Consider the following 11,573-nt stretch of genomic DNA (forward strand, 5'->3'; position numbering starts at 1 on the left):
ACAGAAGCAGAGGCAGGCGTAGCTAACCTCGACCCCCTTCCAAGAGGGTGACTAAAGGTGCGGGTAATCTATTTGAGGAGAGCTTTGCGCCAGAAAGCAAAACGTTAATCTGCGCTTGAACTTTGACTCTTGTTGAAATCCTTAGGCTTTTAGGACAGTAAAAATATCCATATTAATCATTGTACTTAGTTTAACGGAGTAAAAATTAATAATTATGGCTGACATTGCACTACGAGACGCTAAGACTATTGGTCAAGAAAACTTTGAATCATGGAGTAAAGGCTTTAATCCAGATAATTATCTTGATGTATTGCCTCACCCAGATAAAGTAGTTCCCTTTTATAATCCAATTGAAGAGTGGCAAAATAACCCAGAAGCAAGCACCGGAGATTACTTTTCGAGCTGGGGCCCAAATGAGGTATTAGAAGCACAAATCTCAATGGAAGAGGTAGACCAATTAGAGGTACCAGGGCTGGGAATTCTTAGGTCAGGAGATGGTAGAGTACCGTGGTTACCCAGTCCTATTGATGGAGAACCTAGCTATACTCCTTATGAAGCACTTAGAGTCTATCAGGGTAAGGGTCCTGATGGTACAGCTTTGGACCCTAGAATTCCTGGACCATTGTTCATTACTGAACCAGGGGACAAAGTAAAACTTACTCTGACAAATAATTTAACTAAAATAGAAGAAGCAGGAAATCACGCAGCTAATGTATTCTCTAACATACATACCCACGGTTTCCATACATCTCCTAGGGGTCGTGCTGATAATGTGCTACATTTAATAGATTCTGGAGAAACCTTTGAATATGATATTCAGGTTCCCACAGACCAAACTTTGGGTATGAGCTGGTATCACCCTCACTTTCATGGACAGACTAATACCCAACTAGCAGCGGGGTTAGTCGGAGTAATGCAAGTTAACCCTAGATTCGATGAACCAGACCTAAATAAATGGGACCCAAGCTCAGAAAACTTCTATTTGATGACCCTTAATACTTTTGGCCTTCAGCAAGTAGATCGAAAAGGTTCACCAGACGACCCACTCAACCAAAACCCTAATATTTCATTACCTGCAGGTACACCTATAGAAATCCAGGGATTTACGGATAATGGTGACCCCATTTATGAGCTATCGGATGCTCCATTTATAGGTTACAATGCATTACCAGATCTCTATGACCCCGAACGACCTCTGGGTAGAAACGAAGATGGTACAAATAATCCCAATCTATTTGAATATGGCGGTGGTGTTTTAGAGGCACCAGCAGAAAACGTTATTCACACTATTAATGGCCAATACAATCCCACACTTGAATTAAAGACTGGTGAGTTACAAACATTTTCACTCTTGAATGCAGATGTTAATTCTCACCATATACTTCAGTTATACAAAGAAGGGATTGATGATGATGGTAATGTAATTCTTACCCTCCAGGAAATGACTTATGTAGGTCTTGATGGTGATTCTTTTCCAGGTCGGGCGACAGAAAAAATCCGCAGAACTATGGAGGATTCACCAATCTTTCAACCAGGGCAACGGATAACTATAGATCATTCTTTTGAAGAACCAGGTAAGTATTATTTACTCTCTAATGGTACCCCAGAAATTGTTGGTGAAGATAGCCCAGAGTTGATCCAGACAATGACCAATAAATTAAAAGAAGGCCAGAAATCTCAAGGATTTGATGATGGTCACTATACTTGGGGACCCCAGGTTTTGATGACCTTTGATGTAACGGGTCTAGAAAATGAGGCTAGTCCTATTCCAGAAGCCTATGATAGCCTAGCAACAAGAGTTGAAGCACTGATAGAAAGAGTAGATTCAGCTGAGAATGGTATTGGTGTACAACGGGAACGCACATATATCTGGAGTGCAAATATTGGTGGCGCGATCGCTGAAGGCAATGCTCCAGATGACCTAGAAGTAAAGACATTTGAGGGAACTTATAGAATTAATGGCGGGTATTTTGCAGGAGGAAATGAGACTCCACTGACAATGCCTATGTTAGGTACAGCGGAAATATGGAATGTTTTTAACATCTCTGGGTTAAAAGAAGAAAGTTTTACTCCAGATCTTCCCCTCTTAGAATGGCATCCATTCCACATTCACCAAAATCCTTTTACAGTTTTAGATATTAACGGTAAGCGACTAGCAGATTTAAATAATACCTATCTACCTTATATAGAAGGGGATACCATTGCTCTACCTCCCACTTATCAGGATGGTACAGTTACAGACACGAACCCATACGGTGTAGCAGAAACTGATGGTGATGCTTCCTTGGTCAGAATTTATATGCAGTTCAAAGACTATGACGGTAGCTTTGTTAACCATTGTCATATTCTGTTCCATGAAGATGCAGGTATGATGGCAGTTGTGCGGGTGATTTTGAATACAAATGATACTTGGTTGGGTTTGAGCAATGAAGAAGGAGATGCTGATGGTACAAGTATAGAACTACTCCGGGGTAGTGGTATAACAGGACCAAGCCTTAATTTGAGACCTTTTGGTTCAAATTTCACAGGTGGGGTAGATATTAATATTGATGATGTTAATTCCTTGCTACCATTTAACGGCAATAATGTTACGGATAATGTTACTGATGTTGTTGCTATGGAGATTGAAGGAGATCATACAATTCGAGTATTTGATGGTAGGTCATTATTTAATCTCCAAGAACAAGGTATAACAGATGTTGATGGTGATAATACTAGCTTACAAATTACTCAATTTAATCCTTTTCAAGGAGTAAATAATATTGAGGGAGAAAAAGGATCTGTTGCTACTGGTGATATTAATGGGAATAACTTTGCTGACATAGTTACTGGTATCGTTACAGAAGACGGGGTCTCTATTGAGATTTACGATGGTGGCGATTTTCAGCTGCTTACCCGTATACTTGTGGATGGATTAACCTCTAATGAAGATGATTTAGAGAATAATCTCAATATAGCAGTGGGAGATGCTAATGGAGATAACTTTGATGATATCTATATCACCAATAAGGGCAAATTAACGATTTTAAATGGTATTGATATTGAGAAAAAGATCAAGCTAGATGAAAATATTGATGGGAGTGATGTAGTAGTAATAGATGCTGTTAGTCCCTATGAAAATTATACAGGGGAGATTGAGATTACCTCTGGTTATCTACTGCAGCGACCTGAACCTGAAGATGATATTGTTCCTACTTCTGATTTTGATTTGTCTAAGGAAGCTTTTAATACTACTGTTCAAACTAATTCTGCTAACATTACTACATTGGCTGTTGACAAAGAACAGTTAGCAGAGAGTGAAGAGCAGGTGAAGGTTTGGACTTACACTGGAGGAGGGCACCACGGACATGGAGGAGATGATGGTAAACATGGTGAGGGTAAACATAGTGATGATGACATGAAAACCATGGATGACATGGAAATGAGTCAGGCAGGGGACTCAGAGATGGAAATGAATGATGAGGCTAAAGAAGGAAAGTCTGCTCCGCCAATTCGTCTAGATGCTGAATTTACTCCTGAAAGTGATATTAAAAATTTATCTGGTACTTTTGCTGATGTCCCTGGTCATCAACGAGGCGAACCAGTTTTATTTGTTCAAAATAAAGAAGGGATCCGGGAGATACTTCAGCTCCGGGATGGAAATCTCTTGGCAGAAAATAAAATTGGTACGACAGGAAATAATCTCATTAATGGAGACAATAATGGTGACAATATCTACGGACTGGAAGGAGATGATACCCTTAATGGTAATTTTGGAAACGATTTGTTATACGGTTTTCGAGGTATAGATTCCCTTAATGGTGGTGCAGGAAATGATTCTTTTCGTGGTGGAAAAGATGAGGATACTCTAAGAGGTGGAGAAGGATCGGATGTTCTTAATGGGGAAGAAGGAAATGATATCCTAATAGGTGGAGAAGGTTCCGATATATTTGTCTTTGATACTGATGAGATATTTGATCCTGAAATTTTAGGTATTGATTCAATAACTGACTTTAATGCATCAAAAGATTTAATCGAACTTGGAGCTATGAGTTTTACCAAATTTGAGACAACAGAAGATATACAGAAGAATTTTGCTGTTGTTTCTAGTAATAGTGATGCTGCTACATCAGAAGGATTGATTGTTTACAGTAGTCAAAGCGGTAATTTGTACTATAATACTGATGGTACGGCTCCTGGTTTCGGAAGTGGCGGTCAATTTGCTACATTAGAAGGTAATTCAGACTTGGCCGCTAAGAACTTTATCTTGGGTTAGAATTAATTAATATTAGGGGGTATAGTTACCCCCTTCTGATATTTTGATATCTTATGTCAAATGTGGTTATATCAGTATAAATAAAGTATAAGGGGAAAGTATCAAATGCCTGATCATCAATTAAGTTATAGACGTTGCATACAACATCTATAAAAAATGTGAATCATTTATATGCTCCTGGGGAACTAATGATCAGAAAAGTTATTCTACCTTGTATTAATTACTCAATAGTTGAAGTTTCACATAAGCATAAGATATAGCATTATTTTTTTACTTTTAGTAAAACATTTACGTCGGATAAATATGGTTTTTTATAACACTCTATTTGCAAGTGGATTTTATATTACAAACATAATTTAGGAATGAGAAAATACATTATTTTGTCAATCTTTTTATTCATATTGTTTTTTGCTTTTGCGCGACCGGTAGCAGCATCTTTTTGCCGTAATGACAAGGGCAACAAAATTTGTATTCTCAATATTAAACGTAGCGCTAAAAACTATTGGGAATATCGAGCAGAAGTTAGTATTAATGGTGTAAGAAAGCCATTAGAAATTTATAATTGTCGGACTCAACAGAAAATTGAAAAGAATGGTAATATTGTCAAATTTTCATCAAATGGTGCAGGTAAATTGATTTGTAGTATTCTTAATAAATAATGATTAAGAAATAGGGAAGTTTTTTATGATAAATATCTCACAGAATATGGTATAAACATTTAGCTGTGATGCAAATCCACTCCCTAAATACACATTCTTTTTTCACATTCTCTCTAACCATACCTTTATCTCATTACCTCCACAAAAAGATAATTTATAAACAGGATTTAGTATGATTACTCTACTTCCCGCTTTTCCATATTCCCAGAATATAGAGCAATTTTTTTGACATTTAGTATAATAAATATCTGTTGCTTCTGTTCTGCAATTATCAGATTAAATATCTTCTCAATATGAGCCCATTTTTATCAGTAAAATATCAACCTTTAAAACTGAAATTCCTGACAATTTGCCTGTACAATTTTTCTAACTTCTCCAGGCTCTAATTTCATTAATTTATGACTTGCTTGAATTTGAGTTGGTTGATTTTCTAACTGTTGACGCTCAATTAATTCCCATTCTTCTGCTGTTTTTGTGTAGCGCCTAGATGTAGCTCTATCCATATTTAAAGATGTAGCAACCTCATTGAGAAAATCCCATCCTGGTTGATTACGCATTCTGTGTAAATAGCGAGTCATTATATCAATATCAATTTTCATAGTCTATTTTCCTGATTATTTTTGATCATTAAAATTATAGCGCCGTGTACAAGTCAAAAGTTATAAGTCACAAGTTAAAAGTAATATCTGAATGAGTTTTTCATGTCCCAATACTCCGCTGAGTCAATTTATCAATGTCCGTACCTAAGTGAGTCGTCCTATCTTTATAAATATTAGACATCTCCAAAAATGTCAATTTTAGAATAAATATAGAGGGGTAAAGGGTGAGATATTACAGGGGTAAGTTTTTAAGCAAGAGTTAAGTAATCAGTTTTATTTAGTATAAAATATCTAAGAAAATGTAATTTATTATACAATAAATATCTGATAATTTATTCTAGCCTTTATCTTCTCAAGGTTTTTGAGCAACTGTGACATCAAAGATAAAAAACTTACCCTTCTAAGGAGGGAGAGATAGGGAATATTTTTTAACCTTTTTCCCCTATTGGTTCTCTACCTAAAATAACTAATTGCTAAAGAGAGTTTTTCAGATACATGAAGAACATAGCCACAACCCACTCGTTATAAGAACTAACCTAACTATTGAATATCCAGCTTTGTGCTCTAATAATTATAAAAGCCACTGTAACTCAAAATTTTAATCAAGGCTAATATTCCATATCACTTCTATTTGGAAACCCTGCATTTACCTATTGGTATTGGCCAAGGGTACTACTAGCAAGAAGAGTCTCCACAGTTTGAATTCTATGATTTTCTACATAAACTTCCTGGCTATTACCCAATTCACATCTATATAGTTAACTTTTTTTGACTTAACCATATATATTAACAATTTTATTAAACTTTTATTAGATTATGTAAAATTTTAAGTTACTCATATAATAAGAAAGATTTAACTATTGCATACTGAAGCAGTTAATAAATTTTTTATAGATACAGTAGGATTTGATTTTTATGATCTATGTAAATTACATCATACATGGACTTTTTATATTTTTACCATATTTAACCAAAATTGTGAAAGGTTTGGTAAACTATACAAAACTTAATACTAATATGATATTTATGGTAGTATTAATTTCTTAAAGCAGTTTTTTTCATGGGTAGACCAGATAAGGGACGTTCCCAGGAACATCCTGACAATATTCTGATTTTGGCCTGAGATATTAATTTATCTGAAAAGTTCTGTGATCAAATTCAAACTCAATTTTTGAGAAATAACAACTATAAAAAAACTTTCACTAATTGATTTTTATGAGTAATTTATCTTCATCAAATCAAGATTCTGAACAAACAGAAAAAAATACTTCCACCGCGGAACCACAACCACAACCTAGTTATGTCAAACTAGCCATGAGAAATATGGTGAGAAAAGGTGGCAAATCTCTCAGGCATTTTACCCTGACAACCATTGCACTGATAGGTCTTTTGGTTGGTATTGCTTACCTGACGCGATAATTAAAATTCCAGTTTTAAGCGGAAAGGAGAATTTTACGGTTGTATCTAAAAGTAAACATTCAGGATTATTTTTGGTCATCTTCTTCAGAGGTAAAAAAGTTAAAACTTCAAGAAGATAGGGACCAAAAATGTCCCATATTTTTCTATCGTTGGGAGTATTGGTTTCAGAAATGGCTCGAAATCCTACAACCAAATATTCCACCTGCTCAAAACTACGAACTTAGTCTACGTCTAACTGATGATTCTGAAATTCAAATTCTGAACAATAAATATCGTTACCAGAATCAACCAACAGATGTTTTAGCCTTTGCTAACCTTGAAGTAGATATTCCTCAACCAGAAGTAGTAGATTCTGATTTACAACTTTATCTGGGTGATATTGTAATTTCTGTTGAGACAGCATTTCAGCAAGCAAAACAACAAGGGCATCCATTAATAACAGAATTAACCTGGCTAGCTGCCCATGGCTTTCTACATCTGCTCGGATGGGATCACCTTGATCAAGAAAGTTGGCAAAAAATGGTCAAACAACAGTTATTTTTGCTTAATGCTGTTGGAGAGGTCTATTGGATAACAGATAACTCTAGATAATTTACTTAACTTAAAGTAACTTTTTGACTTTTTGGATAAACTGTTAATCGAGAAAATCTCATATTATTTGACTATTGTATACAAAATTAAACTGAGGTGAATACCTTATGAAAATTAATGAGTTATCAATATTTTACTATAAAGCCCCTTTTATAGGCCAACCAAAAAATTCTGTTACTGCCAAATTAAATCTTTCTAAAAAGACAGTGAAATTTAACAGAGAATTATCTTGGCAAGTAGCAAATAATATTTTGACTAGCTTCAAATATGCCTGGTCAGGCTTGTCTTATGCTTTTCAGACTCAACGTAATTTTCGGATTCATACTTTTATCGGTATTGTCGCTATTAGTTTGAGTATTTTATTAAAATTACAACTAATAGAAACTGTTGTTATTGTGTTAACAATTGGATTGGTAATGGCTATGGAATTGTTGAATACTGCTATTGAATCTGCTGTGGATTTAACGGTTAAACAGCATTACCATAAATTAGCTAAAATTGCTAAAGATTGTGCTGCTGCTGCAGTTTTAGTTTCGGCAATAGTAGCATTACTTGTCGCAAGTTACCTGATTTTACCACCTTTATTAGAGATGCTTATTTCTGCTATTGACAGCTATAAATTAAGTTGTTTGCCATTCTTTATTTGACAATATATGATTTTAATAATAAACATTACTTTGAAAATAATTTCATATAGAAATAAATAAATAAATAATAAATAAATAAATATAATATCATGTTTCTTGGAATACCTACTATGGAAAAAAATGAGGTAATTGAGTATTGGGAGTAATTGATGTTGTCAAAATATCTTTCTTATGGCTAGTGAATAATACTTAATATATATAAAATGTCAATATTTAGCTGTCAGCTATTAGCTAGTCTCTTAGGCCGGAACTGGTTTTTTTTATTTTCTTTAGGGAAACAGTTGCTGCTTTTGATGATATTTCTTAAGAATGCTCTATCAATTAAGTCAGGATTAAATCTAATTACAAAAATCGTTTAAGTCTATATTTATCTAAACTTTTTAAAAGTATGGCACAGCATTCTTGCTGATACCTGACGGCTAATAGCCGAATATTTAGTGTAATAAGTTTTAGTTTGTCATGGAAATAAATAGTTTCTTATTTTTTAAATGAAGGAGTAAAATGCTTTGATTATAGTTATAGATAACTACGATAGTTTTACCTATAATTTAGTACAATATCTGGGTGAGTTTGGTAAGGAATTAACTGTTGCTGCTCATGTTAAAGTTTACCGGAATGATAAAATTTCTGTGGCGGAAATTAGGGAGTTAAAACCGGATGGAGTTGTTATTTCTCCTGGTCCTGGTCGTCCAGAAGATGCGGGAATTTCCCAAGCATTAATTCAAGAATTAGGTGCTACTTTGCCTATATTAGGAGTGTGTCTCGGCCATCAAAGTATTGGTCAAGTATTTGGAGGAAAAATTACTCCTGCTGCAGAATTAATGCACGGTAAAACTTCAGAGGTTTATCATAATCAAGTAGGAATTTTTCAAGGATTAGATAATCCAATAATTGCAACTAGATATCATAGTTTAGTTATTGATCGGGAAAGTTGCCCTGAAGTCTTAGAAATTACTGGATGGGTTGAGGATGGAACTATTATGGGTGTTAGACATAAAAATTATCCTCATATTCAGGGGGTACAATTTCATCCTGAAAGTATTTTAACTAATTCTGGAAAGTCGTTATTGAGAAATTTTTTGGCAGGGCTTTAATCAATTTAGAACTTAGAAGTAAGAAGTTGTTTTTTATAATGGGGATTCTGAGTAACCCTTGAAGAATATTTTACTTTAAGATGGGGGGTTGCACAACTCAATTATCTTGATAAAAATCAGAAATTATTGTGTAATCTGGAGTTTATTTCAGGACTTACGCAGGCACCCTATATAGAACTTCTGAGTGTATCTTTTAGGTCCTAAATTATGATTAAGTAGCGATCGCCAATGATTTAACCAAGAGATGGATAAATGCCATATTCAAGTAGTTTAACAGATGAAGCATGGGTTATGATTGAACCATTGTTGCCAAAAAAAAAAGAAAACTTGTCCCATGAAATGGAGTAAAAGACAAATATTGGACGGTTTACTCTATCAACTGAAGAATGGTTGTAATTGGTCTGATATAATAAAGATTTACCTCCTTGCTCGATAGTATTTTGGCTTTATAAAAAGTGGCGAACTTCAGGGGTAATTGAGCAAGTTAAAGATATATTGCACTCTCAAGTACGTCAACAAGTTAAAAAAAAGCAAAATGGACAACTTTAATAATCATTGATTCACAGGCAGTAAAAATACTTGTAATGCTAGTGTCAAATCCAAGGGATTCTGTTTCTACAAAGCTACTAATGGAATTAAGAGACACTTAGCAGTAGATAGTCTAGGCGTTCCTTTTTTTGCTCATTGCACAAAAGCATCAGTTTCTGATGATGATGGATTAATTGAAATGTTTTTAGAGAATATTGACTACTTTAAGTCAAAACCTGCTAAAATTCCTAAAGTTACTATTTTACTTGATAATGGATACCATCCCGAAAAAATAACACAAGAGTTAGAGAAAATTTATCCAGGAATTATTACCAAGATTCGGTTGAAACTTTCACCAAAACCATCAAAGGTGGAGAAAAAACAGTAAGGAAAAACGGGATTTGTTCCTGTCAAAGCCAGGTGGGTCATTGAAAGAACCAATTCCTGGATGGAGAGGTGTAAAAGCTTGGTAAAAAAAAATTGATGCGAACCCTGGAAAATGCTACTACTAAGATTAATCTTTGTTTTATTCGACTGATGCTTAAGAGGTTAGCGTTGGCAGAGGATGGTGGTGGTAGCTATATCGCCTAATTTTTTAGAGATACACTCAGGGGTTCTATAACAATTCAATCTCACAATACCTTTAATTATATATCACCAAAAGCTATAAATGTGAAGCCAGAACTTTGACGATGGTTTGGTAATGACGTGGTGTAGACGCAGTAATACGGTGACAAATCAACAATAGCCACAGAGAGGTTAAGCGTCTCCCACTCCGGTCCGAAAATTGTACAGACAACTGATGGATTCTTCCAAAAGTGTTTTTTGAATTTTACCAAGTACATACCTTCCGTGAACCGCGAGGATTCAAAGACTTCACCGGAAATCGAATTACCATCTCTTGGGTAATTGATGCGCTCAGAGATACACTCAGGGGTTCTATAAATCTCAGTTTTCACTAGAAACAGAATCAGATGATTATTTATCAGCTAAATTTTTAATCAAAAAAGCCAATGTGGTGCTAAATAAAAATCAAATTATATTTGACATCAACCTGCGAATAGTCACCGAATGACCAGTAGAATTTCTGATCGCCGAAAATATCAAATACCATAGAGAAGAAGAACAATATTAGTAGTTGTAGAACATCATGGAAGAGGGCGGTGCGTTACGACAGACTCCTGAATTGATTTCACATTCTGACTTTTAGCCGTCTTACGCACCCAGAATCAGCTCATTTTAACAATTATTGACCAATAGTATCTTTTTTTATCCTATTGCTCTGAAAGGTTTTGAGATTAATTTAGTGAGGAAAATATATTTCAATTATTAAGCCAGAAAAACCGATAATATTAAAGTTATGTGATATTTATAATTCCTTGAAAAGCTTGTATTGCAAGCAGATAATCAAAATATTGATTTGTCAATAAAATTTTAGATGAGTTTGCTCTGCTTATGCAGCCTACTGGAATATTTCAGCTCAAATAGTGAATTTTAATTAAACAAAAATTACAGTTTTTTGAGAAAATTTTCTGGAAGCATCTAACTGATAAATTTGCCGTAGTTGGTAGATAGTTTCTACTGTTTTGAGAGAGGTAAGAGTTACCTCTTAAACTTGAATATTTTTATTTCAGATAATCTCTGAAAATATCTCTTTTACTCATGATAAAAATTTCAATGATTATCCTAGTTTAATTCTAGAAAGTATCCCTATTTTTTTCCATGGTTATTCACTAATTGCCAGAGCTAAACTGATTATTTGCTGTAGGATTGACGTATTT

10 protein-coding genes are annotated in these 11,573 nt (G+C 34.5%); 8 read left to right on the forward strand and 2 right to left on the reverse strand.

What is annotated here, in order from left to right; translation table 11 throughout:
• Window positions 1-214 precede the first annotated feature (214 nt).
• Both TERY_RS24235 and TERY_RS24245 read left to right on the forward strand, forming a co-directional pair.
• The gene (locus TERY_RS24235; protein ID WP_011614229.1) at window positions 215-4,255 is read left to right on the forward strand and encodes a multicopper oxidase domain-containing protein; all 4,041 of its coding nucleotides are present in this window, start codon (window positions 215-217) and stop codon (window positions 4,253-4,255) included.
• Between the two features lie 401 nt (window positions 4,256-4,656).
• Complete coding sequence (locus TERY_RS24245) at window positions 4,657-4,914, forward strand: hypothetical protein (protein ID WP_370496272.1); 258 nt, start codon at window positions 4,657-4,659, stop codon at window positions 4,912-4,914.
• Window positions 4,915-5,240: 326 nt separating this feature from the next.
• Here TERY_RS24245 and TERY_RS24250 read toward each other — a convergent pair whose 3' ends face one another.
• Window positions 5,241-5,513, reverse strand: coding sequence for a hypothetical protein (locus tag TERY_RS24250; RefSeq protein WP_011614231.1), 273 nt, complete (start codon window positions 5,511-5,513; stop codon window positions 5,241-5,243).
• Between the two features lie 1,215 nt (window positions 5,514-6,728).
• Here TERY_RS24250 and TERY_RS24255 point away from each other — a divergent pair.
• From TERY_RS24255 to TERY_RS37995, 6 genes are all read left to right on the forward strand, one after another.
• Window positions 6,729-6,932 carry a DUF3285 domain-containing protein gene (locus TERY_RS24255; RefSeq protein WP_011614232.1) on the forward strand — a complete coding sequence of 68 codons (204 nt, stop codon included), beginning with the start codon at window positions 6,729-6,731 and terminating at the stop codon, window positions 6,930-6,932.
• A gap of 39 nt (window positions 6,933-6,971) precedes the next feature.
• Entirely contained in the window at window positions 6,972-7,523 is a 552-nt protein-coding gene (gene ybeY / locus TERY_RS24260; RefSeq protein ID WP_011614233.1) for an rRNA maturation RNase YbeY, read from the forward strand.
• A 107-nt stretch (window positions 7,524-7,630) separates the two neighbouring features.
• Window positions 7,631-8,170, forward strand: coding sequence for a diacylglycerol kinase (locus TERY_RS24265; RefSeq protein ID WP_011614234.1), 540 nt, complete (start codon window positions 7,631-7,633; stop codon window positions 8,168-8,170).
• Window positions 8,171-8,676: 506 nt separating this feature from the next.
• Window positions 8,677-9,264: a glutamine amidotransferase-related protein gene (locus tag TERY_RS24270; protein ID WP_011614235.1), complete on the forward strand. Its 588-nt coding sequence runs from the start codon at window positions 8,677-8,679 to the stop codon at window positions 9,262-9,264.
• Window positions 9,265-9,516: 252 nt separating this feature from the next.
• On the forward strand, window positions 9,517-9,612 hold the full coding sequence (locus TERY_RS37990) for a transposase (RefSeq protein ID WP_370496276.1): 96 nt from the start codon (window positions 9,517-9,519) through the stop codon (window positions 9,610-9,612).
• 286 nt (window positions 9,613-9,898) lie between these two features.
• The gene (locus TERY_RS37995; RefSeq protein ID WP_370497345.1) at window positions 9,899-10,180 is read left to right on the forward strand and encodes a hypothetical protein; all 282 of its coding nucleotides are present in this window, start codon (window positions 9,899-9,901) and stop codon (window positions 10,178-10,180) included.
• Window positions 10,181-10,456: 276 nt separating this feature from the next.
• On the opposite strand, the gene TERY_RS38000 is transcribed toward TERY_RS37995, so the two are convergent.
• Window positions 10,457-10,591, reverse strand: a complete 135-nt coding sequence (locus TERY_RS38000; RefSeq protein ID WP_370496278.1) for a hypothetical protein — start codon at window positions 10,589-10,591, stop codon at window positions 10,457-10,459.
• Window positions 10,592-11,573: the final 982 nt, after the last annotated feature.

Source organism: Trichodesmium erythraeum IMS101 (assembly GCF_000014265.1).
GTDB classification, from domain to species: domain Bacteria; phylum Cyanobacteriota; class Cyanobacteriia; order Cyanobacteriales; family Microcoleaceae; genus Trichodesmium; species Trichodesmium erythraeum.

Excerpts from the sequence above, each read along its gene's own strand:
- TERY_RS24255 (WP_011614232.1), top strand. The coding sequence starts at position 6,729 with ATGAGTAATTTATCTTCATCAAATCAAGATTCTGAACAAACAGAAAAA.
- TERY_RS24250 (WP_011614231.1), bottom strand. The coding sequence starts at position 5,513 with ATGAAAATTGATATTGATATAATGACTCGCTATTTACACAGAATGCGT.
- TERY_RS24235 (WP_011614229.1), top strand. The coding sequence starts at position 215 with ATGGCTGACATTGCACTACGAGACGCTAAGACTATTGGTCAAGAAAAC.
- TERY_RS37990 (WP_370496276.1), top strand. The coding sequence starts at position 9,517 with ATGCCATATTCAAGTAGTTTAACAGATGAAGCATGGGTTATGATTGAA.
- TERY_RS24265 (WP_011614234.1), top strand. The coding sequence starts at position 7,631 with ATGAAAATTAATGAGTTATCAATATTTTACTATAAAGCCCCTTTTATA.